Genomic DNA, 23,948 nt, shown 5'->3' on the forward strand with positions numbered 1-23,948 from the left:
GTCTTTGTCGTTGTAGGACTTCACTTCCCAGCCAGACCAGAGGTGTTCTCACTCTGCTGGCCAGTCCGCTATGCCTGATTGCACCACTTTTGAGGCAAACTGTTTTCCAGGTTCCGCTGGTATGCCAGAACATCCGGAATAATTTGGTTAAGGTTCCCAGCCCCCAGGAAGAGTGCCAGATCCCCTGCTTGTAAGACTTCATTCAAAAAAGCACTCACGGAGTTGAGCGACGGCTGAAAGTAAACTTCTCCGTGATAGGCCGCAATAGCATCGGCTACCTGTTGCCCAGTCAGGTTACCTGAGTTAGCTTCACCAGCACTGTAGATATCAGTTACCACAACCAGATCTGCGTCCTTGAAAGATTGGGCAAACTCTGCCAGGAAAGTCTGGGTGCGGCTATAGCGATGGGGCTGAAAAATAGCTACAACTCTGCGCTGATCGACTCCGGTTAGTTTGCCCTGAATATGGAGTTGAGCCGCAGCCAGCGTCACTTCAATTTCACTGGGATGGTGGGCATAATCATCGACAAACAGAATCCGATTCGCTTCACCCCGATGCTCAAAGCGACGATGAGCACCCTGAAATGTAGAGATAGCACGGGCAATGACCGGAAAGTCTAGATCCAACAAACGACCCACCGCGATCGCGGCGAGAGCGTTACTGAGATTATGTTTGCCCAATAGAGGTAACGTCAATTGCCCCAGAACTTCATGGCGTTCCCAAATGCGGGCTGTTGTTCCCGCAGGGCCATAGACCACCTTATCTGCGATATAGTCTGCCCCTGATTCTCCATTCAAGCTGTAGGTCATCTGGGGCTTCAGATTCTGAACACCCTGACAATCCATACAGCCCACTACGATCTGGCACTGGCTGGCAAATTTTTGAAAGGTTTGGGTCAACTGTTCCAGGCTGTGGTAATGGTCTGGATGGTCTAACTCAATGTTAGTGATGACGCCAATAGCGGATTCAAACTTAACCAGAGAGCCATCTGACTCGTCAGCCTCCGCAACCAGATAAGGGCTTTCCCCCATGCGGGCATTACCACCCCAGGCGTCAACCTCGCCCCCAACCACGATCGTTGGGTCCAGTCCTGATTCCATCAAGAGATACCCAATCAGGCTACTGGTTGTTGTCTTACCATGGGTTCCAGCTACGGCAATGCTATGATGCTCTCGAATCAGGGCAGCCAGCACATCGGAGCGATGGAAGATCGGGCATCCCAGATCAAGTGCGGCCCGATACTCCGGATTATTGACCCCAATAGCAGTAGAGCAAATCACCTGAGGAAGAAGACTGGCCTGGGATTTAAGATTGGGTTTTGCTTTGGGTTTGGAGCCATCAACAGCCCCATTCAGGGTGCCATGGGATCGGGACCCATTAGACGAGCCGGAAACTTCAGTAGGAGCAGGTAGGGCTTCCGTCAGATTAGCGGTTGCCTGGAAGTACTCAAGATTAGTAGCTTCTTGATTCCAGAAAATGTGTGCACCCAGGTCCTGCAACTTCTGAGTGATATGGGTTAGACGAAGATCGGACCCTGATACAGGTAACTTGCGCTTCACCAGAATGTAGGCCAGAGCAGACATTCCAATTCCACCAATCCCAATGAAATGGAAGGGTCTCCCACTGAAATCAACAGAATCCGACATTTTAAATCCTCACGAACCACACCACTCCAATATCACGCGATATCATATCAAGAATTGCTTTTTCGCGATAGAACTATCAGGCATGTCTCCTATTTAATTTCGGGGTTCAGGCAGGTTAGTTTCACCTTGAGCCCGGATGCAATCTCGGTAACAGCCATTCAAATCATTTGTTTCCCAAATGCCCTCAGTATTTTTATTGTTATATCAAGTCTCTATTTTTACCAGATCCACCCTGGATGAGGAATAAAGTGTTGGCAAGGCTTGACCACAGGGCTGTGATCGGCAGTTGGAAAGGTCCCAAAGTTGCAGAAGAACTGCAGCAATAACGCCATGGCGGCATCACGTCGGGGGTGAATGCTTGAACAGGGTTAACAGCCGTTTTGGGGGGCTATGAAAAAGGTCGCTATCTTCGGAGGAACATTTAACCCAATCCACTGGGGTCACCTCCTAATGGCGGAAATAGCCCTCACTCAGGCAGAGTTAGATGTTGTGCTCTGGGTACCAAGCAGCCAGCCCCCCCATAAGGTTCAATCTGAGTTGGCCTGCTTTGAGCAGCGGTTGGAGATGGTTAAACGGGCGATCGCAGATCATCCTGCTTTTCACTGGTCCGACATTGAAGCCACCCGTGCTGGACCTTCCTATGCCATCCAGACCCTAAACGATCTGAAGCTGTATTACCCTGATGCTTGCTGGGCCTGGATTGTGGGTCTGGATGCTTTCCAGAGTTTACCCCACTGGTACCGCAGTTCGGACTTGATCGCCCAATGCCACTGGTTGGTTGCCCCTCGGCGGGAAAAGAGGCTGGAGAAGTGGGATAAAACCCTGCCCCATTCCATAGGTTACCAAATCCTGGATATGCCTCAAATAGACCTCTCTTCTAGTCTGGTTCGTCAATTCTGTCAGCAAGGGAAATCCATTCGCTATCTGGTACCAGAGGCAGTTAGAACCTATATTCAGGCATATCAGCTCTATGGGCATTTCCCCCAGAGGCGTGGAAAATGTACATTGCTTGATGAGTAGCAGTTGACTAGGGTCAGGAGGAAAGGACAACCATGCCTTCGTCCAGCGTCAGGGTGTCCCCCAGGCTATCGCCAGTGTGGTAAGCCGCCAGCAGGACTTCGCTGGTTTTGCCCCAGGCAATTGTTCCTGTAGCGTCCAGACCGATCGCGCCCAGGTCTCGACTTCTGGATTGAGCTTCCTGGAAGGACTTCCTGAAGGCAGCTTCCAGGGAAAACCCATCTGTCACCCGCACAACAATCTTGGCTGCCAGACACTCATCAATGATGTCTTCCCCAATTCCCGTACAACTGACAGCAGCCTGAGCGGTGGCGTAGTTGCCAGCAGGCATGGCAGAATCACTGACCCGCCCAATCCGTTCAAACCCTTTACCCCCAGTAGAAGTGCCAGCAGCCAGATGCCCCCGACCATCCAGGGCTACCACCCCGATCGTACCCACTCCAGCACTTTCCGCCACAACCCCAGCCATTGACCTGACAAAATTCTCCTGTCGCTCCTGCAGCCATTCTTGCAGGCGCAAATCAGTAAGGGGATTGTAGAGGGGGATCTGGCGCTCACGAGCCAGTTCAGCCGCACCATAATCAGACAGGACATGATCAGAGGCCGTTTGGAGGGTCTGAGCCAGGTCGATCGGGTTCTGGACTCTGGAGACATTGATCACCCCACTAAAGCGCTGGGGGGTTCCATCCATCAGGGAAGCGCTCATCCGAATTTGCCCATCCGACTGCAGCACAGACCCTGTACCGGCGTTAAACCGGGGATCATCTTCCAGCAGACGACAGGCCGCAACCACTGCAGCCGCAGCCTCTGCCCCTGACAGGAGCAGGGGATAGACCTCCTGCAACACCTTAAATAGGGACTGGCGAACAGCCTCCGCTCCCCCCTTACCTTTCAGGGAACTGCCTGCACCACCGTGAATAATGAGTTTGGGTTTGGACATGGAAACACCTTTTAGAGGGTCGATCGTCTGCGTCGGCAGCGTTCCGAGCAATATTTGACTTCGTCCCAACAATCTTCCCATTTTTTACGCCAGGTAAAGGGTAGACCGCAAACCGGGCAGATTTTACTGGGCCGATTAGATTTGGAGGGGGTACGTCCCATAAGATTTTGGCTCGCGATGACGGGCAAGGCTCTCTATCCATGAGGTGCGAGGAATTGCCCATCGCCTCTCATACCTGTGCAATCCCTTATTGTAGGGAAAGATAAAAATGTTTTTGTGATCGATGGGAGAGATGTCTGAAGATGCTTTGGCCAGAATTCGGATTGTCCTGGTGGAACCAGCAGGACCACTGAATGTGGGATCGATCGCCCGGGTGATGAAAAATATGGGGATGCGCCATCTGCTTCTGGTGCAGCCCCAGTGCGATCCCCTGGGACCGGAAGCACGGCAGATGGCAGTGCATGGAGCCGATATTTTGGAGGCCGCGACGATCGTTCCCGATTTGCCAACGGCCCTGGCCGGTTGCCAGCGAGCAGTGGCCACCACGGGCCGAGATCGATCGTTGCCAACTCGGCTGGAACCACCGCGCCAGGTCTTGCCCTGGCTGCTGGCTGATCCCGATGTCCCCTTACAATCAGCCCTGATTTTTGGTCCTGAAGATCGGGGGTTAAGCAACGAGGAATTGAAATACGGCCAGCGCTTTCTGCAAATCCCCGCCCATCGGGCATACCCTTCCTTGAATCTGGCTCAGGCTGTTGGGATTTGTGTTTACGAGTTGCATCAAATGGCTTACGGGGATCCGCTGCAATCGAGAAATTGGCTGGATGTTGCGGCAGAAGACAGGGCCGATCGGGCAACCATGGATGAACTGGAAGGTTACTACGAGCAACTGGAAGCCCTTCTGCTCAGAATTGGCTATCTCTATCCCCACACTGCCGTGAGTCGGATGGAAAAATTTCGTCGCTTGTTCAACCGGATCGGCTTATCCAAAGCAGAACTGGCTATGCTTCGGGGGATTCTAAGCCAGGTGGGGTGGGCCTTGGAGCAAAAAGGCGACGAATAATTTTGTCTGTGCTAAAATCCAACCTTGATTCTGAACCCTTGATTACGGCTACGCCAGATCCTGCTTTTTTTAGGAACGGGGGAATTGAATCCCCGCTCCAGTCAAAACTTTTTATATCTTGGAAGAAACATTACTGTGGTTGTGCGCGATATCTCTAACGATCAGCCCTCTTCCTCAGGGACCCCTACCTCCCCCAGACTTCCTACTGTTCAGGGAAGACCTGTAGCCCCGTCTTCGGTCCCCGGTGGGGCCAGAAACTCCAGCAAACCCCCAGCTAATCGGCGATCAACAAGAACCGGTGGCCGCGCTCGGTCCTCCCGTTCGAGTGCAGTGGTTCTGTACGGTATCCGCTTGCTCATCCTGGGAGTTGGCGTGGGCGTCATTGTCGGCAGTTTATTGTCTGCCTGGGATCCCGCCACCCGGGCGACTGCTGGATCCTCCCAGGCTGGGTTCTTTCCCAGTTCCCCTACTCGAACTCAACCAACTGTCAGCAGCCCGATCGTATCTACTCCTGTGGAATTAAAGCTGGGTGAGGAACTAACCGCACTTAAGACAGAAGTTCAGGCTTTAACAGCCCAGAATTCTGGCCTGACGGCAGGAGTATTTTTCGTAGATCTGGATACTGGCGCTTACATTGACCTGAATGGCGACAGTACTTTCTCAGCCGCCAGTATGATTAAAGTACCCATTCTGGTAGCCTTTCTCCAGGATGTGGATGCCGGTAAGATTCGCCTGGATGAGATGTTGACCATGCGGCCTGATTTGATCGGCTCCGGGTCTGGGGTGATTCAGTATCGCACACCAGGAACTCAGTTTACAGCCCTGGAGATAGCCACCAAGATGATCGTCATCAGTGACAATACGGCCACGAATATGTTGATCGATCGATTGGGTGGCATTGCTGCGCTGAACCAGCGATTCCAATCCTGGGGGTTAACCGGAACTCTGGTATACAATCTTCTTCCAGATCTGGAAGGAACGAATGTCACCCGACCCAAAGAGCTGGCGACCCTGATGTTTCGCGTCAGTCAGGGGGATCTACTGTCCATTCGTTCCCGCGATCGGATGCTGGATATCATGCGTCGTACCGAGACAGATACCCTGCTACCCCGTGGTCTGGACGACAATGCCACGATTTCCCACAAGACCGGAGATATCGGCTCCATGGTGGGGGATGTCGGGGTGATTGATGCTCCCAATGGCAAGCGATATGTTGCGGTGGCCATGGTCAAACGCCCCCACAATGATTCCCGCGCCCAGGAGATGATTCGCCGAATTTCCCGAGCAGCCTATCAGGCTTATAATCCTCCGGTGGCACCAGCCAAACCAGTCCGCAGTCCCAGTCTCTGAGACCCTGACCCGATCGCCATTCCTTAATCCAGACAGTGACAGGTGCTCCTGCAGGTGAGAAATAGGGGTCTCCAGTGGCACCTGAGCCTTGATTATTGAAGGACTCGATCAAAGCTTGTGGCCAAACAGTTCCTGCACCTCCTCCCAGGCTGCCGTTGCCGCTGCCGGGTTATAGCTGGCCCGATGGTCACAGAAGAAGCCGTGCTCGGCATCGGGGTAGCGCAGAACTTTGTGGGGGATGTGGTGCTCCTGTAAGGCCGCTTCAATTTGGTTCACCTGCTCCACGGGAATGCTGGCATCCTGCATCCCGAAAAAGGCGTACAGGGTGCCTTGGATGTCTGCTGTGCGGCTAAGTGTGGGCGCACCCCCACCAGGCGTCATGGTCGTAATTCCGGCCCCGTAGAAGGACGCTGTGGCCTGGATATCGGGCAGGGTGGAGACCAGGTAGGCAACATGGCCCCCGAAACAGAAGCCAATACAACCAAACCCCTGCGATTTGATCGCGCAATGGGCTTTGACATAATCGATCGTGGCCTGAATATCCGCCAGTAGTTCAACTGCTTTGGTCTGATCTTTGTACTGGCGACCAATCTGGATGGCTTCCGGGGTGTAACCCGTCTCAAAGCCAGGAGCGAGCCGTTGGTAAATAGCCGGGGCGATCGCCCTATAGCCCGATCGGGCAAACCGTTCGGTCACCTCTCGAATGTGGGCATTGACCCCAAAGATCTCTTGAATCACCACCACTGTTGGGTAAGGCCCTTCCCCAACAGGCTCGGCCAGGTAAGCAGCAATCTTCAGATCTCCATTAGGAACATCTACCTGACGGGTCCGAATCTCCAGATTAGACATGGGTGAATCATCCATTGTTCAGGAAGGTACGAGGTAAATTGTAGTAGCCTGGAAGAAATAGAGTCACCACGGAGGCTCTAATGATTCAATTTCACATCCAGCCGGACAGTGACATCCCGGCTTCGACCCAGTTATACAATCAGATCCACTTCGCGATCGCGTCTCGCCAGTATCCCCCCGGTCATCGCTTACCCAGTACGAGGCAACTGGCGATGCAGACTGGGCTACATCGCAATACAATCAGCAAGGTTTATCGCCAACTGGAAGATGATGGCGTAGTAGAGTCCCAGGCTGGGTCAGGCATTTATGTCAAAGCTCCGGGGGATGAAAGCACAGCCCGGCTGAAAACGCCCACCATGGAGCAATTTCCCCAGGCCCACAAATTGATCAAGCAAAATCTAGACGAATTGTTGAAGCAGGGCTGTTCCCTGAACCAGGCCAGGGAAATGTTTCTAGCCGAGGTGGATTGGCGACTTCGTTGTAGTGCCAGGGTACTGGTTACCTCTCCGAGTGAGGATATTGGAGCCGGAGAATTGATGACTAGCCAGTTAGAAGATGCCCTCAAGATCCCGGTGCAATTGGTGCCCTTGGAGGAGCTGGCCCAGATCCTGGATCAGGCCCGCTCTGGTACGGTGGTCACCAGCCATTACTTCAGTGCTGCTGCAGAAGAGATAGCCGCCCCCCGATCGGTGCGGGTGATTCCGCTGGATATCTATGACTATGGCCAGGAGATTCAGTTGTTGGTGAACCTGCCCAAGGATAGCTGCCTGGGCCTGGTCAGCGTCAGCACTGGCTTCCTGCGAGCCTCTGCTGTGATTGTGCATAGTCTGCGAGGAGAAAACTTGCTGGTGATGACAGCCCATCCCAATGACACCTTTCGGTTGAATGCCATGGTTCGGAGTGCCCATACGATCGCCAGCTTTGATCGGGCCAGTTGCGCCGCCGTGAAAGCCACCGTTGCAGCCGCCAGGGAGGACCTGATTCGACCTCCCAAGCTTTACTGCTGCGATACCTACATTGGGGATAAGTCTATCAATTTGCTGAAGCGGGAACTGGGCCTGGAGTAGTCTGCCAGAGTTGGAGGCCATCAGTCCCAACCGCAACTAAAGCGCGCCCCTGCCAGCCAAATTGCACGGAGACATTGCTATACCAGGAACCCCGTAATGTTCCCAGGAGTTTCCGGGGGGAGAGTTGCCAGAAGTAGATGGTGCCCCCCAGGGGAGCTGCCACAAACTGGCCGTTTGGGTTCAGGGTCAAATCCGTGGCTCCAAAATTCATCGATTGGGAAAGTTGCCCTGTTTTCACCTGCCAGAGCTTTGTTCGACTACTGCCAGTCAACAGGGTTCGTCCATCTGGACTGAATTGCAAGGCAGTGGGTTCACCAGAATCCAGGATATGGCGCAGATGGCCGGATTGCAGATCCCAGAGGTGAGCCTTGGCTGAGCCAGCCGCCAAAACCTGCCCTTGAGGGCTGAAGGCAAGGGTATGGTAGACATCAGTTCCGATCGTTTGCCGGAGGCGATGGTCTTTAACATCCCAAAGCTGCACGCCCCCCTGACTGAGGGTGCCATCTGGCCAGATGCGATAACGACTACTGGCTGCGAGCAGGTGTCCATTGGGGCTGAAAACCAGACAGGTGACCCGTCCGGCCTGGAGAATAGCTTGCAGATGCCCCGTCTTTAAGTTCCAGAGTCGAATGGTCTGATCCAGGCTGGCGCTGGCAAGAATTTTTTCATCAGGAGAAATGGCCAGGGCTGTGACCCGACTAAGGTGGCCAGAAAAGGTGCGCGGGGCTGTCATTGTCTGCACATCCCACAGTTGAATTGCTTGATTGAGACCAATGGCTAGCCTGGACCCATGGGGGTGGATGGCCATCGCGGTGATGTGTCTGCTGGGCAACTGGTGGGTTGAACGGTAACAGACAGGGGCAGCATGGGGCAAAGGCAAGCAGATTCGGGCCTTAATCTGTGAGGCAACCCCATCTTGATACAGCACATAGGCACAAACCAGAATCAGAATGATTCCAATCAGGATCAAAATTCCAATCGCAGGCTTCGTTCTGGTCTGGCTCATCTCTGGACGTTGATATGAAGTTTTGCTACAAGAGCCTATAGGAATGATTGCAACCGAGAGACCTAACCCTGAGAAAACCATGCGGCAATTCAACGGACGATCGGCTCCAGCCGTCTGGAATCTCCTACTTCCCCTCATTGCCCTGGTTGTTGCGGCCTGGTTGAGCTTCCAACTGGCGGAACTGGGGCTGGAAAAATTCGACCTGGCACTGGCGGGGGGGAGAAAATACGCCACCTTTCCAAGTTGGGAAACCCATTTGGGGATCAGCCTCAGCTACCTGTTGCTATGGCTACTATACCTGGTCTGGCTGAGCCGCAGGCAAAGGCCCTCCCTGGGAAGACCTTTCAGGGCAGTGCTTAGATCGATCACCTTGTTTATCCTGCTGGCATTCCTGGCCTATCCCCTGGGCAATGATATCTATCTCTACCTGCATACCGGATTGATGAACCTGAGTGACGTCAATCCATTTCTGGTAGGGACCAAACACTTTACCTCTGAACTATCTTCGCTGGTGGATTGGGGCCAACCTTCTACCTACGGTCCTTTGTCTCACCTCCTGTTTACCGGGTCAGCCCAACTTTTGGCCATCCATCCCCTGCTGGCAATCTATGCTTTCAAGGGAATCTGCCTGGGCCTGCATCTGCTGAATGGATATCTGCTCTGGTCTCTCCTCCCAGTGCTGGAACGGGAGGCAGTCGTTACAGCTTATCTGCTCAACCCGTTACTCCTTCTGGAACAGGTCGCCTCCGGTCATATTGATGTGCTGGTTTGCACCTGCACGATCGTGTTGATTGGCTGTTTACAGGAACAGCGCTATGCCGCCGCCTTTGTAGCTCTGTGGGCTGGTTTCCTGACCAAGACCTTCCCCCTGCTCTGGATGCCTCTAGTTGGAGTCTGGCTCATCCGTCACCGACGCTGGCTGGATCTGCTCTGGGCCGCAGTTTTTTCGGTGGTGCTGCTAGTAGGTCTGGGTTCAACGGTATTGCCCGCTCCAGAAGCCTGGCGCAGTTTGCTCAATCCTGGTGTGGCAGGGCAGTATCAGGCGTCTCTGTTGGCTCTGGTTCGATCGGCCCTATTTTGGTTAGGGGGATCCGGATTTTCAATGCTGACTCCAGCTCTGACCAAACACCTGCTCCTCCAACTGGGTCAGTACAGCCTGCTCATCTATGGCCTGTTTTATGGATGGACATTGCTGCAAGGGTTGACCAAGAGATCCGATCGCCTGCCCAACCTGATTGCAGAACTGGGCTGGGTCATACTGACCCTGTTTTTGTTCGCAACGCCCTGGCTCATGCCCTGGTATCCCTCGGTTCTGATTCCGATCGCAGCCCTGGTTCCCCAGGACCGCTTATTCAGACTGACCACCTTCACCTTTTGCCTATCGAGTAGCTGCACCTATCTGCTGTTGCGCCATGATGGCCTGAAAGGACTGGTCGTCGTTGGCCTACCACTCCTGGTTCTAGGATTGGGGTCTTTCCTGGCTCCCCCTCAGGTCTCAACTTCCGGTACAGCACAGACTCAGAACGTTTAAGTCCAATAACTCAAAGCAGCTTTTGAACCGCCTGTTGTTCAAGAGCCCTGAGGTTCTCTCCCAAGTTTATCCATCTGAAAAATCTGAGGGGCATACTGGTACATCCCTCAGATTTTCGCATGCATAAATCCAGACCTATTCCCATTGAAATGGAGCCGCTTTACTGAACAATTGCCTGGAAACAGTCTGTGTTCCTGTTTTTTTACTTATACCGGATATGGTCATAAACTTCCACGTAGTCCTCACCGGGGTGATTCCAGGAATAGTCGCAGGCCATACCCTGAACTACCAATTGACGGAACTCTTCCGGATATTCGTAGTAAAGCCCGATCGCTCGATCCATGGCAGACTCCAGCGCATTGTAGTCCGTCTGGTAGAACACATAGCCATTACGTTCTTCCGGCAAGTGATTTTCGTCGTAATCCCGATCAAAGACTGTGTTGATCAAGCCCCCCACCCCTCGCACGATCGGCACAGTTCCATACCGGAGACCAATCATCTGGGTTAACCCACAGGGCTCATAGTTACTGGGGACGACAATCATATCTGCCCCAGCGTAGATCAGGTGAGAGAGTTCTTCGTTAAAGCCCAACTCCAGATGGCAATCCGGATTATTGTTCAGAATGTAACGCTCATGGGCAAAGTGGCTGTGAATTCCGGGCTCCGTTGCTGAACCCAGGAGCACAAACTGGCACTCCCGATGCAGGGCATAGTAGATAGCATGGTGAACCAGGTGAACCCCTTTCTGGTCATCTAAACGGCCAATGTAGCAGACGATCGGCTTTTCGGAGTCCCGCAGCATGAGGCGTTTGCGGAGTGCGGTTTTGTTCTTGGCTTTCCCTTCTAGATCGTCGCTGGAGTAATGAAAGGGCAAGTAGCGATCGGAGGTGGGGTTCCAAACATCGTAATCGATCCCATTGAGGATCCCAGTAAACTTATGCTGATGGAGATGCAGGGTGTGCCCCAGGCCATAGCCGATTGGAGTATAGCGGGCTTCCCAGGCATGGTGCGGGGAAACAGTGGTGATGGCATTGGAATAGACGATGCCCCCCTTCATCATATTGAGGGCAAAGGGATTGAAGTTATCCTGCAGCCGATCGTAGTGAAAGTAGTAATCTTCTCGATTCAACCCTGTTGCCCACAATACCTCTGCACCGGCAATGCCCTGATGCTTGAAGTTATGAATGGTGTAGCAGACCCGTTGGGTCCCCATGCCGTTGTATTGGTAAATCTCATATAACAAAACTGGCACCAATCCCGTCTGCCAATCATGGCAGTGGATCACATCTGGGCGTTTATTACTCCGGAGCAAAAATTCCATGGCAGCCTTGCTAAAGAAGGCGAAGCGCATATTATCGTCTTTGCAACCGTAATAGCATCCCCGGTGGAAGAAATTATCAGCAGAGTGGGGTTCAATAAAGAAGCACAGGCGACCATGGACCCAGCCACAATAGACAGAGCAGTGAATGGCACCCCCATACCAGGGGACCCACAGATCCCGATAAGCGTCATGTATCCCCCAGATATGGTCATAGCGCATGCAGTCATACATGGGCAGGATCAACTCGATGCAGTGACCCCGTGTTTCCAGCTCACGGCTAAGGCCATAGACCACATCGCCTAAACCCCCAGCCTTAATGACGGGAGCACATTCTGAGGCAATCTGTACGATGTACATCCTTACTTCTCACCTGTAGTAATACTCATCTGCAATAATACTCATCCTTTACAAAAGATAATATTTTTCCGGTCCATCAATGACCACGATTTCAATAGTGCAGGGGAAAAGACCATCAGTTGTTCTTATGGAAGGCCCATTACCAACCTGCACATCCTGAAAAAGGGTCGATCGACCTAAAAATTAAGTTGTTACAAGATCCCCCACCGACAGAACCAAATCTTGCCTATGATAGGGCCACTCCTGTGAAGTTCCAGCATGCCCCCAGGTCACTCCTGGCACTGGATATTCACTCCTGTGAACCAATCACCCTCACTTTTTCAAGGACATTTCTATGACTGCAGCAGTACCGTCCCTCCAACTACCCGTTTTAGAAGACATAAAGTCGGGCTTGCCGAATATTTGTGGATGGGAAGCGGACATCAGCTCTGTTGTAAATCACCATGAGCCTGTTTTTCTGTCAGAGACCAATCTGCGCCTGGAAGACATTACAGCCGGATTTGCCTGTGCGCTCCACATGCACCAACCCACGATTCCCGCTGGAGCCAATGGCAGCTTGATCAGTAATCTGCAACACATGTTCGAGCATCCCCATGATGGAGACAATCACAATGCCGGGGTGTTTGCTTCCTGTTATGGCCGCATGGGAGACTTCATTCCCCAACTCGTTGGGGAGGGATGCAATCCCCGCATCATGCTGGATTACTCTGGCAACCTCCTCTGGGGATTGCGCCAGATGGGCCGCGAGGATGTGCTGAATAACCTGAAGAAAATTACCTGCGATCGTCAGTACCAGCCCTATGTGGAATGGCTGGGCACCATGTGGAGCCATGCGGTAGTGCCCTCCACCCCCATCCCCGATGTCAAGCTGCAGATCCAGGCCTGGCAGCACCACTTTGCCGCCCTCTTCGGGTACGATGCCCTGCGCCGGGTGAAGGGGTTTTCCCCCCCGGAAATGCACATGCCGAATCACCCGGATACGATGTATGAGTACATCAAAGCCCTCAAGGAATGCGGTTATCAGTGGTTACTGGTGCAGGAACACTCTGTCGAGAATCTGGATGGTTCTGGTCTGCGCCACGAACAGAAGTACCTGCCCAATCGCCTGATTGCCCGCAATTCCCGTGGTGCAGTCATCAGCATCACGGCCCTGATCAAGACCCAGGGTTCCGATACGAAACTGGTGGCTCAGATGCAGCCCTACTTCGAGGCTAAGGGCCGGGGTCGAGAGCAGCTCGGTTCTGTTTCCGTCCCTTCTCTGGTCAGCCAGATCGCAGATGGCGAAAATGGGGGCGTGATGATGAATGAATTCCCCCGAGATTTTCTGCGGGTTCACCATGAACTGGGCTCGGGCCGAACTGGCACTGTACCGATGAATGGCACAGAATACCTGGAGCTGATTACAGCAGCAGGGGCCAAATCGGAAGACTATCCCACCTGTCAGGCCATACAGCAGCACAAAATCTGGCAACGGGTGCATCCAGACCAAGCCACACCAGAGGCTGTGGAGCAGGCGATCGCGGAGCTGAAGCAAACAGACCACCACTTCCACATGGATGGCGCATCCTGGACCAATAATATGAGTTGGGTTCAGGGCTACGAAAACGTGCTGGAACCGATGAACCAGCTCAGTGCTGCCTTTCACCGGAAGTATGATCCCCTGGTGCAGCAAGACCCTACCGTAACCCGCCAATCTGATTATCAGGAGGCGCTGTTGTATAACTTGTTGGTCCAAACGAGCTGCTTCCGCTACTGGGGCCAAGGCACCTGGACCGACTATGCTCGTGAACTTTATGCCCGTGGGTCCGCCCTCCTAGGGTGATGGGTAACCCCGCCGCAGGAACTTGAATCATAGAGCCGATCTATTCAGATCGGCTCTACCCATGATTATCGATGATGGATTATTTAACATGACACTGACCTTCTCAATCAATGACAGCCAACGGCTCCATCTGCAGCCCCTGCAGATGCCAACTCGTCTTCTCCTGGGGCCTGGGCCGTCTAATGCTCATCCCGCCGTTCTCCAGGCGATGAATACCCCACCGGTAGGGCATCTGGACCCCACATTCCTAGGTCTGATGGACGAAATCCGATCGCTGTTGCGCTACGTCTGGCAGACCGAGAACCTAACCACGATCGCCGTTAGCGGCACAGGCACGGCAGCCATGGAAGCAGCCATAGCCAACGCTGTAGAACCGGGGGATGTGGTTCTGATTGGGGTCAATGGCTATTTCGGCCATCGCCTAGTGGACATGGCCGGACGGTATGGGGCCGAGGTCCAGGCCATCCACAAACCCTGGGGCCAGGTGTTCTCCCTGGCCGAACTCCGGACTGCCCTGGAAACTCATCGGCCTACAGTCCTAGCCCTGGTCAATGCTGAAACCTCCACTGGAGCCCGCCAGCCCCTGGAAGGGGTGGGGGATCTGTGCCGGGAGTTCGGCAGTCTGCTGCTGGTGGATACGGTGACAAGTCTGGGGGGAGTTCCCCTGTTTCTGGATGACTGGGGCGTAGACCTGGCCTATAGTTGCAGTCAGAAGGGATTGGGCTGTTCTCCCGGCGCTTCACCCCTGACCCTGAGTGCCCGGGCCATGGAGAAAGTAGAGCAGCGGAAAACCAGGGTGGCCAACTGGTATCTGGATATCACCCTGCTGGAAAAGTACTGGGGTCCCGATCGGGTTTACCACCACACAGCCCCGATTAATCTCTACTATGGGCTGCGGGAAGCACTGCGCCTGATCGCCGAAGAAGGACTGGCAACCTGCTGGCAGCGGCACCAGCAAACCGCAGAATACTTCTGGGAACAGTTGGCTGACCTGGGCCTGACCCTGCATGTGGAGAAAGCCTTTCGTCTACCGACCCTGACCACGGTCTGCATTCCAGAGGGGGTGGATGGCAAAGCGATCGCCCGTCAGTTACTCAACGAGCACAATATCGAGATTGGTGGTGGCCTGGGGGAACTGGCTGGCCGAGTCTGGCGTGTCGGGTTGATGGGATATAACAGCCAGCGGGAGAGTGTCGATCGGTTAATCCACGCCCTGAAAGAGGTGTTGCCGATCCAATAGGGGATAGGCGTTGCATGTAACGCCTGCCCCACCCCGGTGACGAATAACCCATGACCATCCTGACTTCGACTTTTGGCGAATAGTGTCCCTCTCTCCGATCGCAGTAGAGTGACGGCGATGCTATCCGAATTGGGCATGAATCAACTACCATCGCGTAGCTATCTGGGAACAGGTCTGGGATTTCCTCTCCAGGTCAATGTGCGCGGTAATCTGCAGTTCAGCTCTGGTGAACAAAATGTGGAGGAATCGATCCGAATTATTCTGGGGACAACGATTGGAGAACGGGCCAGTCGTCCTGATTTTGGTTCTCTCCTGGCCAATTTGACCTTTGCCCCGATGAATACAGACACCCTGGTGATGTTGTGTATGGCGGTAGAAGATGCCCTCATTCGCTGGGAACCCCGCATTATTCTGGACGATGTCCAGGCTGAACCTGATCCAGTGCGGGGTCGGGTGGACCTGACGATCCAGTATCACTATGTGGACAGTTACGATCCACGCACAATGGTTTTTCCCTTCTCCCTGCGTCCGGAGGCAGAGGCGGAAGTCTGAACCGGTGCAGGAATGCCCGGAGGGATAGCCTCGATCCACATTCCCAGTCCAATCGGTATGAGAGAGCAGGCAATTCATTTTAATCATCATGGAATTCCAGTTTCTTCCCCAATTGCCGAAATCTGACCTGGACGATCGCAAACGCCAGGATCTGGTTGATGAGTGTATTCTCCGGATTCCCCGCTACTGTCCGGAGTGGACAAACTACAGTCCCAGTGATCCTGGCATTACCCTGGTGGAATTGTTCGCCTGGATGACGGAGCAAATGTTGACCCGGTTCAACCAGGTGCCCCGGCGCAATTACATTGCCTTCCTGGAGTTACTGGGGATGCGGCTGCGGCCTCCTACACCGGCCCAAACTGACCTCACCTTTTACCTGAATACGGTATTGCCCGAGCCCTATACGATTCCCGAAGGGGTAGAGGTGGCCACGATTCGCACCGAAGGGGAAGATTCGGTCATCTTCAGCCTCGATCGACCCCTGGTGGTGGGCCAGCCCCAGTTGCGCCACTTTCTGACGGCGGAGGCGGCAGAAGCCCTGCCCCGGCAGTTGCGCGATCGACTCACCGATCGCTGGACCCAACAGCCTGATGGTCGCTGGGAAGGTTCAGAGCAATTGTTATTTGATGAACAACCCCAGGTTGGGAATTGTTTCTACCTGGTAATGGAACCAGGAGAAACCCTGGAAGGAAATGTGTTGGCAATTTCCGTGCAGGGAGAGGCTGCAACTGCTACAGGAATTAACCCGAATCTGCCACCCCGATACTGGGAAGCCTGGGATGGGGCCAACTGGCAGCCCATCCTGCGCCAGGAAGCCGATGATGCGACCCAGGGTTTCAGCTTCAGTGATCTGGCCCAGGGACGGGGGGGGATTCAGGGGGGAGATGTGATTCTGCACCTGCCCCAACAATGGCCGATCTCTGTCTTTCAAACCTATCAGGGGCGCTGGTTACGCTGCGTCTATGTTCAACCTGATGCAGAGCAACCGGGGTATAGCCGTTCCCCCCGGATTGTGAGTCTGGCAGTGCGGGCGATCGGCGGCACTGCCCCGGCCAGTCAATGTACCCTGATTCGGGAGGAGGTCTTGGGTCTAAGTAATGGGACCTCCGGGCAGACGTTTCAGCTATTTGGGGTGCCTGTCTTGCCTCGGCGGGCTGGGGAGACGATCCAGGTGATGCCCCCGGACGGGTTACCCCAGACTTGGCAGGAGGTGCCTGACTTTGCGGACTCTGGGCCGAACGATCGCCATTACGTGATTGATTCTGTGACCGGCACAGTTCAGTTTGGCCCCCTGATTCGCGAACCTGGTCAGTTACAACTGCAAACCCAGGTCCGAGCCCAAATTCAGGCGGGGCTGCTGCAGGAAAGGGACGAAGAGACCGTGATCCCCACCCCGCGCGAACAGCAGTATGGGGCAGTTCCCCCCAGGGGTGCGGTGATTCGGATGCTGGCCTATCGGACAGGAGGGGGACAGCGGGGCAACGTTCAGCGGGACGCTCTGAAGATTTTGAAAACGGCCATTCCCTACATTGCGTCGGTGGTGAATCATGCGCCTGCCCGGAATGGGGCTGATGCCGAAACCCTGGAGCAATTGGCAATTCGGGTGCCTCGGCAATTGCGCACCCGCAATCGGGCAGTTACCCCCGAGGACTTTGAGACTCTGGCTTTGCAGGCGGGGCAGGGAAGTATTTTGCGGGCACGCTGTCTGCCTGCGATCAGTGGTCAGGATGCCGGAATCGTGCAGTTGCTGCTCCTACCCCAGATCAACCTGGAGACGATCGCCTGGAGTGAGGGGCTGCACCCAGATCAGTTGATTCTGACCGCCCCCCTGCAACAGCAAGTACTGACTTTTCTAGAGGAACGAAAACTGCTGGGGGTGAGAATTCAACTCCAGCAACCCGACTACGTGGGGGTGTCTGTGCGGGCAGAGGTGGGAATCTCGCCAGAGTACAACAATCCCCAAGCCCGCCAACTCATCTGGCAACAGTTGCAGACCGCCCTCTACCGCTTTCTGAATCCGATCGTAGGGGGACCAGAAGGTACAGGCTGGCCCTTTGGTCGCCAGGTGTATACTTCCGACATTATTGTGCTGTTTCAGAAAGTTCCAGGGGTGCGTTATCTGGAGTTTGTGCAGTTGACGGAGTTGCGGCGTCAGGGAATGGATTGGATTCGCAGTCCCCTGCCAGATTCCAGTATTAATCCAGGAGCAAATGGATTAATTTGCTCCTGGAACGGTCCTCAGTCCGGTCATACGATTAGCCTGATCCAGTGAGCCTATCCCCGATGACCCAAGCCCGTTCCAATCAGATTCTGCGTCTCCAATTTCTGCCGACCCAGGTGGCAGAGTCCCATCCCCTTGCTTCCAGCAGTGGTGGGGGCGACCTGTCCATGGTGCTGCATCCGGGAGAATCCAGTGAATTGATTGTGCGCCTGAATAACCAGGGTAGCGAATCCCTGGCGATCGATCTGCGTTTGGAAGGAAGCTTGCCCTCGGATTGGTATCACATTGGCCTGGAAGGGCTGGACCTGCCTGTGGGACAGGGGATGGACGCGGTGATTTACTTCCGGATCCCGGCTGATTATTTTGAGCAGCCGGGGGCTCTGAAACCGGATACCGTGCTTACCCTGGACTATCCGATGTACGTTCTGGTGTCCTATCGGCTGGCCTCCCAGGGTCAGCCTCACCTGGAATACACAACCCTCACCCTCTATATCCGGCCTCGCAGTCGTTACCTGGAACACCTGCCGGTGATTTATCGGGAGGTGGACTTTGTGGGTCGCTTCCTGCAGATATTTGAACAGGCGTTTCATCCCGTTGTCCAGACTACGGATGTGATGTGGGCCTACCTGGACCCTTTAACGGCTCCAGAAGCGATGTTACCCTTTCTGGCCCATTGGGTGAACTGGCCCCTTGATCCTCGCTGGGATCTGGTCCAGCAACGCCGCCTGATTCGCAATGCCTTGGAATTGTATCGCTGGCGTGGAACCCGGCGGGGGTTGCGGCTGTTTCTGCATCTCTACACGGGGCTACCCCTGGATGATGGGATTCCCCGGGAGGAGGACAAACATATCTGTATTCAAGAAGCCTCCTTTTCTGCCTTTGTGATCGGTCAGGCTCGCCTGGGAGAAGAAGCAGGGATTGGCCAGGGTCGCCCTTACCACTTTATTGTGCGGCTGCGGCCCATGGTGGACGGTCCACCGATCGAGGAGCGATTTATTCGACGGCTGATTGAACAGGAAAAACCCGCTTTCTGCACCTATGAACTGTATCTTGAGGTCCCGGCATGACCCTGTCCCCGTTCCTTCGCACCCAACCTTTTGAGCGCCTGCAGGTGTCTGATGGCCTGCTGATTAATGCCGAACGCTGGCAACAGGCCCACACTTACCATCGGGAACGCCAGAATGTTCTGTATCAGGCATTGCATCAGCCCGGAATTGTTTGGGGATTGGGCGTTTGCCCCATTCCAGCCCCCCAGGATATTCCGGCTCAGTTTCGCGACCAGCGCTGGGTGCAGATTCAGCCGGGGATGGCGATCGATCGAATGGGCAATCCCATCATTGTGCCGGAACCAATCGAGTTTCGGATTACTTCCATTCCTGATGCGGGCCGTCCGATCACGGTTTACCTGGTGATCCGCTATGTGGATCCCGATCAGTTGCAACAAGTGACGCAGCGAGAATTTGTCCGGGAAACCTTTCGCCTGGATGAGAAAGGGACACCTCCGGATCGCCTGGATGTGGAACTTTGCCGGATTGTGCTGCAGTATCCGGTGACCCAGATCTCGGCCCCGATCGAGGTCTTTTCCCCAGCCCCCAATACCCTGGATCTGCGCGATCGGGTCCCAGTTGGAGCCCGTCCCCTCCTGGACATCCGGCTGGCCTACCTGACCAACCCTGGCGACACCAGTGCTGCCCCAACGGTGCAGGCCTTACAACGCTTGCTGCAGTCAGCTCCGGCGCTCTATCCGGCTTTGAGTGGAACACTGGAGTCTGTGGCTCTGGCTGACCTGAATCACCATCCGCAAGCTTACGACCTGCTTTATTTGACAGCTCGACAGCTAGCTGGTTTGCTGGATCCCAGTCTGGACATCCTCAGTCGTTATGTCAACCAGGGCGGGTCGCTGTTAGTTGGGGTTCCAACTCAGGGCACGGCAGTGGCCGATTTGTGGCCCCTCCAGGGCCAGTTGCAAGAGGCTCTAGATCGGCTTCAGGCCGTTTTGCCCCAGGGAGGAGCCCGGGGAGAATTAACCACCCTGCAGCAGGACCTGATTGGGGACCTGACGGGGGTCCGGTCTGATCTGGAACGGGAAATGGATACCCTGACTCGATCGGTCCATCACTTTGCCCAACGGCTAGGGATAATGCTGGAATCCTTCGATCGACTTCCCCCATCCCATCCTCTGCGAACTCAGCCGTTCCTGTTCGCAACCCTACCCCTGGTAGACCAGCATCCCCTGCAACTGTGGGTTGGGAATGGTCTGCTGGCTCTGGTGGGGGATATACCCGTACTCTGGGGGGGAGAAGGATCGCCCCCGTTCTCGCGCACGATGATTCGAGAGTTGCAGGAATGGGGGCTTAACCTGCTGCAATTTGTGGGTCAGCGGCGACACCTGACCCAACTCCTACATTTGTCTGATAAGGAGGCTCCTCTGCCATGATGCGACTTCCTAAATTCCTCTATCCTCCGGCCTGGCCACTGGTTGTGAAGATCTGCCTGATGCTGCTGACGGTGACAATGGTTCCCCTCAGCCTGACAACTTTCTACAATCTGAACCAGAGTCTGACGGTTCTAAAGAAGAATGAATATCGCCGCCTGGAAATGCTGGCGGCCAGTACGGCGAACCGACTGAATGAGCTGATTCAGGGCATGGAACTGGTGTCTGTCCAGCTCAGTACCCGTTCTGAGGTGGTTTCGTTCCTGGCGGCTGAAACCCCAGAAGGACGGGACTCACAAAAGACAGCGGTCCAGGCTACCCTGCGAAATATTCAGGATAACTTTCCAGTTCGGAGCGTATTCCTGCTCGATCGCAATGGAATTAACCGAGCCACCTCCCTGTCCCGCAATTTGGGGGAGAACAATTCCTTTCGCGGGTTCTTCAAGGAGGCCATGCGGGGGAAGGTCTATGTCTCCAGTATGTTGCTGGATGCCCGCAGCCGTCAGCCCAATATTTTCTTTGCCGCTCCAGTTAAAGATGATGGGGGCAACGTCGTGGGTGTGGCTGTCCTGGTCTTTAAGGGAGAGCGGGTTTGGGAAATTCTGGATGAGGTCCAGGCGGGCAGTGACGGATTCACGGTCCTGATCGATCGGGTAGGGGTAGTGATTGCCCATCCCAATAAAGCATTTCTCTATCACAGTTTGATTCCCCTCTCTGCAGATGATTTGAGGCAGGTGCAGCGGGATAATGACTTTGGGATTGCCCAGGTAGACAGTCTGAACTTGCCGAATCTGGCCAAGGCTGTAATCGGCACAAAACAGGTAGGCCACACAGAATATATTTCCAGCAATGTCTGGAAGATTTTGGGCTATGCTCCCTTGAAGCGGGAGCCTGAATGGGTGGTAGGGGTAGCCTATGAAAAACCACAACTACAAGCCCCGATTTATCAACTGGTTCGACACAATATTCTGACGGGGGTAGTGATTGGGGGGATTACCCTGGCCGTTTCACTGCTGCTGGCCCGGGGAATTGTACGACCCATCCATCGCCTGACTAAAGTTGCCCAGGATTTGAAGCAGGATCGCCTTAACCCTCAAGAGCTCCAGAAACTACCCCGAGGGGAGGATGATGTGGGACAACTGGTGGAGGTGTTCATCAGCATGGCCGAGGATGTGCGGGTACGGGAGCATGGGCTGAAGCAACAGGTGAATGAGTTGCATAACCAGATTGAAGTCGTTCGGCAGGAAAGTAGTAGCACGGGGGATCTGGCCTATTTCCGTCACTTGCGGCAGAAAGTTCAAGCGCTGCGCAGGGCTCACTTGCCTGGTCGATCGAGTGAGGGAACAAGAGGGTAATGGCATGATACGGAATTCAACAGTATGAATACCAAACTGATCCAGGCCAGCCTCTCAGCCCAGGTCGTGAACTTTCAACCTGGGGGTGCGGCAGCTGGGTTTGAAGTCCTAGTCGATAATTACAGTGATCGATTTGCCACATTCCAACTGGAAGTTCTGGCTCCGGGAGCGCATGAAACGGGCAATCCCTCCTGGTACAGACTGTCCCCAGAGGTGGCAGCCAAAAAGCCCCCCGGCGATCGCACCCGGTTTGTGGTGGAAATCCTGGATAGCCCCGTACCGGGATTTTCCGGTTCCATGAACCTGACCGTGCGGATCTTCTCTCTAGAATTGGGAGAAGAGCGGAAAGTGCTGCGGCTGGTCCTGGGTAAGGGAGCGGATGTTCCTATTCGAGTAGATCTGCCCGTACAACGGTTTGAGGCCCATCCCCTGGAGCAGGTTAACATTCCCGTATCCCTGGAAAATCAGGGTCAGGATCTGGCATTACTGATCGTCACCCTGACCGGGATTCCCCCGGATTGGATAGAATCGGGTCCGGAGCAGCGGCTGCAACTGAAAGCCAGTGCCAGTACAGAGTTGACCTTCCGTTGTCAGTTGCCGGAAACCATTCGCACCCTCAGTCAGGTCTATTCCTTTACCGTACAGGTGATCCAGGCTCAGGGACCATCCTCCCAGGCCACAGGATTATTGCAGGTCGTGCCCCAGGGTACGGTCGAGTTCACCTGTCTTCAGACCCAGCAGCAATATCCCCAGCGCTGGGGCATCTGGTGGTGGCGAGCTCCTGTTCTAACCCCGTTTCCCCTGCAACTCCGGAACGATAGTAATGTGATCTCAACGGTGCGGATCAACATTGAGACGGAATCTCGGCATCGCTGCATTTTCCAGGTTTTGCCCGATGATGCGCCCCTGAAACCGGGGGAGGTGACGCCGATCGATCTAGGGGTGCGGGTGCGGCGGTATTGGTGGCGGGGACAGTCTGTTCTGTTACAGGTCCAATCCCAGGTGGCCGATGCGCGTATTAATGTATTGAATGATACCCTGCTCCTGAAGTTGAAGGTGTTGCCCCGGATTCATCCTGCCGTCCAACTTCTGTGGCTGGCTCTGATTCTTTATGGGCTCTGGTGGGCGTCCTGGTTGAATCCGGCCAGTCCCCTGTTTGGTCATCGGGGAGCCGTCAATGCCGTCCAATTGAGTGGAACCAGTGATCAGGCCGTCAGTGCCTCCGATGACCAGACGGTCATTCAGTGGTGGGTGCCCGGTTTCTTCAATCCTTTTCTGAAGCAATATATTGGCCCCATTTTGCAAGACAGGAAAGCCGTGCGGGTGGTCCGTCTGCGCCCGATCGACAATAACTGGTTGGCCGCTGGTCTGGAGAATGGGGAGATCAAGCTGCAGTCTCTGGAAGTAGCCCGCAAGCCTCTGACTTTTGCCTATCAGGTGGATGATCGGGTGCTTGATCTACGGTTTACCCGTGATGCTCGCACCCTGTTTAGTGCCCATGGTAGCGGTCGAGTTCTGCAATGGCAGATCCCCTACGTGCCGGAAGCAGGACCAATATCCGTTTCCAGCCAACCATTGCAGCAAAAGCGCTTTGACTTTGCGGTGTATGGATTAGCGATCGTGGGCGACCAGACCCTGGCGATCGGAGGACGGTTCAATCAGCTGACCCTCTGGAACTGGGAGAAGGATGAAGTGCAACCGGTGGCCTATCCCCGTCCAGGGGGACAGGATGCCTACCTGACCAGCCTCACCAGTGCAGAATTTCGGCCCTATTTGCTGGTCACTGCAGATAACCAGGGCTACATCACCCTCTGGAATCTGCGCCCCTGTTTGATGGGCGATCAACCCTGTGAAGTACTGGACGAATGGCAGGATGGCCATGGCAAAAAGCCTGTGCGATCGGTTGCCCTGTCCCCGGAGGGATGTTACCTGAGTAGTGGGGGGGCAGACGGGCGTGTCGTGTTGTGGCCTCTCTCTGCAGACGGACGGCGGGCTTCCCGGTTCATGCAGGGGATTGAACTGATGCAGGTGGCCAAACCCTTTAATAGTGTGGATGTTCGGGTAGCCCATCAGGATGTCCTGGTGGTCGGTGGCAATGAGGATTGGCAGGTGCGGGTGGTCCGATCGTCCCGGCTTCCGGCTGCCCTTTGTGATGTGACGGATCGTTAGCCCGCAGG

General features: G+C 54.7%; 19 protein-coding genes. 13 read left to right on the forward strand and 6 right to left on the reverse strand.

Features of this window, described 5'->3' with window-relative positions; genetic code table 11:
- Window positions 1–68: 68 nt before the first annotated feature.
- Complete coding sequence (gene murC / locus BST81_RS01625; RefSeq protein ID WP_075596801.1) at window positions 69–1,646, reverse strand: UDP-N-acetylmuramate--L-alanine ligase; 1,578 nt, start codon at window positions 1,644–1,646, stop codon at window positions 69–71.
- Window positions 1,647–2,036: 390 nt separating this feature from the next.
- Between murC and nadD the strand changes: the two genes are divergently transcribed.
- Window positions 2,037–2,666 (forward strand): nicotinate (nicotinamide) nucleotide adenylyltransferase, encoded by a 630-nt coding sequence (nadD, locus tag BST81_RS01630; RefSeq protein WP_075596802.1) that lies wholly within the window; start codon window positions 2,037–2,039, stop codon window positions 2,664–2,666.
- A gap of 13 nt (window positions 2,667–2,679) precedes the next feature.
- Here nadD and BST81_RS01635 read toward each other — a convergent pair whose 3' ends face one another.
- Both BST81_RS01635 and BST81_RS29055 read right to left on the reverse strand, forming a co-directional pair.
- Entirely contained in the window at window positions 2,680–3,603 is a 924-nt protein-coding gene (locus BST81_RS01635) for an isoaspartyl peptidase/L-asparaginase (protein WP_075596803.1), read from the reverse strand.
- An 11-nt stretch (window positions 3,604–3,614) separates the two neighbouring features.
- Window positions 3,615–3,764: a DUF2256 domain-containing protein gene (locus tag BST81_RS29055; RefSeq protein ID WP_075596804.1), complete on the reverse strand. Its 150-nt coding sequence runs from the start codon at window positions 3,762–3,764 to the stop codon at window positions 3,615–3,617.
- Between the two features lie 131 nt (window positions 3,765–3,895).
- On the opposite strand from BST81_RS29055, the gene BST81_RS01645 reads away from it, so the two are divergent.
- A complete protein-coding gene (locus tag BST81_RS01645) occupies window positions 3,896–4,666 on the forward strand; it encodes an RNA methyltransferase (RefSeq protein ID WP_075596805.1) in 771 nt (256 codons plus the stop codon).
- A gap of 330 nt (window positions 4,667–4,996) precedes the next feature.
- Complete coding sequence (locus BST81_RS01650; protein ID WP_253188045.1) at window positions 4,997–6,016, forward strand: serine hydrolase; 1,020 nt, start codon at window positions 4,997–4,999, stop codon at window positions 6,014–6,016.
- A gap of 108 nt (window positions 6,017–6,124) precedes the next feature.
- On the opposite strand, the gene BST81_RS01655 is transcribed toward BST81_RS01650, so the two are convergent.
- Window positions 6,125–6,865 (reverse strand): dienelactone hydrolase family protein, encoded by a 741-nt coding sequence (locus tag BST81_RS01655; RefSeq protein ID WP_075596807.1) that lies wholly within the window; start codon window positions 6,863–6,865, stop codon window positions 6,125–6,127.
- A gap of 80 nt (window positions 6,866–6,945) precedes the next feature.
- On the opposite strand from BST81_RS01655, the gene BST81_RS01660 reads away from it, so the two are divergent.
- Window positions 6,946–7,932 carry a GntR family transcriptional regulator gene (locus BST81_RS01660; protein ID WP_075596808.1) on the forward strand — a complete coding sequence of 329 codons (987 nt, stop codon included), beginning with the start codon at window positions 6,946–6,948 and terminating at the stop codon, window positions 7,930–7,932.
- Here BST81_RS01660 and BST81_RS01665 read toward each other — a convergent pair.
- Window positions 7,898–8,938, reverse strand: a complete 1,041-nt coding sequence (locus BST81_RS01665) for a WD40 repeat domain-containing protein (protein WP_075596809.1) — start codon at window positions 8,936–8,938, stop codon at window positions 7,898–7,900. The genes BST81_RS01660 and BST81_RS01665 overlap by 35 nt on opposite strands.
- 43 nt (window positions 8,939–8,981) lie before the next feature.
- On the opposite strand from BST81_RS01665, the gene BST81_RS01670 reads away from it, so the two are divergent.
- A complete protein-coding gene (locus BST81_RS01670; protein ID WP_083636573.1) occupies window positions 8,982–10,469 on the forward strand; it encodes a hypothetical protein in 1,488 nt (495 codons plus the stop codon).
- A gap of 202 nt (window positions 10,470–10,671) precedes the next feature.
- On the opposite strand, the gene glgA is transcribed toward BST81_RS01670, so the two are convergent.
- Window positions 10,672–12,147 carry a glycogen synthase GlgA gene (gene glgA / locus BST81_RS01675; protein WP_075596810.1) on the reverse strand — a complete coding sequence of 492 codons (1,476 nt, stop codon included), beginning with the start codon at window positions 12,145–12,147 and terminating at the stop codon, window positions 10,672–10,674.
- Between the two features lie 334 nt (window positions 12,148–12,481).
- On the opposite strand from glgA, the gene BST81_RS01680 reads away from it, so the two are divergent.
- From BST81_RS01680 to BST81_RS01715, 8 genes are all read left to right on the forward strand, one after another.
- Window positions 12,482–13,969: a glycosyl hydrolase family 57 gene (locus tag BST81_RS01680; RefSeq protein ID WP_075596811.1), complete on the forward strand. Its 1,488-nt coding sequence runs from the start codon at window positions 12,482–12,484 to the stop codon at window positions 13,967–13,969.
- Between the two features lie 88 nt (window positions 13,970–14,057).
- Window positions 14,058–15,209 carry an alanine--glyoxylate aminotransferase family protein gene (locus BST81_RS01685; protein WP_075596862.1) on the forward strand — a complete coding sequence of 384 codons (1,152 nt, stop codon included), beginning with the start codon at window positions 14,058–14,060 and terminating at the stop codon, window positions 15,207–15,209.
- Window positions 15,210–15,281: 72 nt separating this feature from the next.
- The gene (locus tag BST81_RS01690; RefSeq protein WP_253188046.1) at window positions 15,282–15,761 is read left to right on the forward strand and encodes a GPW/gp25 family protein; all 480 of its coding nucleotides are present in this window, start codon (window positions 15,282–15,284) and stop codon (window positions 15,759–15,761) included.
- A gap of 88 nt (window positions 15,762–15,849) precedes the next feature.
- The gene (locus BST81_RS01695) at window positions 15,850–18,033 is read left to right on the forward strand and encodes a putative baseplate assembly protein (RefSeq protein ID WP_075596812.1); all 2,184 of its coding nucleotides are present in this window, start codon (window positions 15,850–15,852) and stop codon (window positions 18,031–18,033) included.
- A gap of 11 nt (window positions 18,034–18,044) precedes the next feature.
- The gene (locus BST81_RS01700) at window positions 18,045–19,049 is read left to right on the forward strand and encodes a phage tail protein (protein ID WP_075596813.1); all 1,005 of its coding nucleotides are present in this window, start codon (window positions 18,045–18,047) and stop codon (window positions 19,047–19,049) included.
- Entirely contained in the window at window positions 19,046–20,419 is a 1,374-nt protein-coding gene (locus tag BST81_RS01705) for a hypothetical protein (RefSeq protein ID WP_075596814.1), read from the forward strand. The genes BST81_RS01700 and BST81_RS01705 overlap by 4 nt, the downstream gene beginning before the upstream one ends.
- Window positions 20,416–21,771: a cache domain-containing protein gene (locus BST81_RS01710; RefSeq protein ID WP_075596815.1), complete on the forward strand. Its 1,356-nt coding sequence runs from the start codon at window positions 20,416–20,418 to the stop codon at window positions 21,769–21,771. Before BST81_RS01705 ends, BST81_RS01710 begins: the two co-directional genes overlap by 4 nt.
- A gap of 24 nt (window positions 21,772–21,795) precedes the next feature.
- A complete protein-coding gene (locus BST81_RS01715) occupies window positions 21,796–23,940 on the forward strand; it encodes a WD40 repeat domain-containing protein (protein ID WP_075596816.1) in 2,145 nt (714 codons plus the stop codon).
- The last annotated feature ends 8 nt before the right edge of the window (window positions 23,941–23,948 follow it).

Source organism: Leptolyngbya sp. 'hensonii' (assembly GCF_001939115.1).
GTDB lineage: Bacteria > Cyanobacteriota > Cyanobacteriia.

Excerpts from the sequence above, each read along its gene's own strand:
- murC (WP_075596801.1), bottom strand. The coding sequence starts at position 1,646 with ATGTCGGATTCTGTTGATTTCAGTGGGAGACCCTTCCATTTCATTGGG.
- nadD (WP_075596802.1), top strand. The coding sequence starts at position 2,037 with ATGAAAAAGGTCGCTATCTTCGGAGGAACATTTAACCCAATCCACTGG.
- BST81_RS01635 (WP_075596803.1), bottom strand. The coding sequence starts at position 3,603 with ATGTCCAAACCCAAACTCATTATTCACGGTGGTGCAGGCAGTTCCCTG.
- BST81_RS29055 (WP_075596804.1), bottom strand. The coding sequence starts at position 3,764 with ATGGGACGTACCCCCTCCAAATCTAATCGGCCCAGTAAAATCTGCCCG.
- BST81_RS01645 (WP_075596805.1), top strand. The coding sequence starts at position 3,896 with ATGTCTGAAGATGCTTTGGCCAGAATTCGGATTGTCCTGGTGGAACCA.
- BST81_RS01655 (WP_075596807.1), bottom strand. The coding sequence starts at position 6,865 with ATGTCTAATCTGGAGATTCGGACCCGTCAGGTAGATGTTCCTAATGGA.
- BST81_RS01660 (WP_075596808.1), top strand. The coding sequence starts at position 6,946 with ATGATTCAATTTCACATCCAGCCGGACAGTGACATCCCGGCTTCGACC.
- BST81_RS01665 (WP_075596809.1), bottom strand. The coding sequence starts at position 8,938 with ATGAGCCAGACCAGAACGAAGCCTGCGATTGGAATTTTGATCCTGATT.
- BST81_RS01670 (WP_083636573.1), top strand. The coding sequence starts at position 8,982 with ATGATTGCAACCGAGAGACCTAACCCTGAGAAAACCATGCGGCAATTC.
- glgA (WP_075596810.1), bottom strand. The coding sequence starts at position 12,147 with ATGTACATCGTACAGATTGCCTCAGAATGTGCTCCCGTCATTAAGGCT.
- BST81_RS01680 (WP_075596811.1), top strand. The coding sequence starts at position 12,482 with ATGACTGCAGCAGTACCGTCCCTCCAACTACCCGTTTTAGAAGACATA.
- BST81_RS01685 (WP_075596862.1), top strand. The coding sequence starts at position 14,058 with ATGACACTGACCTTCTCAATCAATGACAGCCAACGGCTCCATCTGCAG.
- BST81_RS01695 (WP_075596812.1), top strand. The coding sequence starts at position 15,850 with ATGGAATTCCAGTTTCTTCCCCAATTGCCGAAATCTGACCTGGACGAT.
- BST81_RS01700 (WP_075596813.1), top strand. The coding sequence starts at position 18,045 with ATGACCCAAGCCCGTTCCAATCAGATTCTGCGTCTCCAATTTCTGCCG.
- BST81_RS01705 (WP_075596814.1), top strand. The coding sequence starts at position 19,046 with ATGACCCTGTCCCCGTTCCTTCGCACCCAACCTTTTGAGCGCCTGCAG.
- BST81_RS01710 (WP_075596815.1), top strand. The coding sequence starts at position 20,416 with ATGATGCGACTTCCTAAATTCCTCTATCCTCCGGCCTGGCCACTGGTT.
- BST81_RS01715 (WP_075596816.1), top strand. The coding sequence starts at position 21,796 with ATGAATACCAAACTGATCCAGGCCAGCCTCTCAGCCCAGGTCGTGAAC.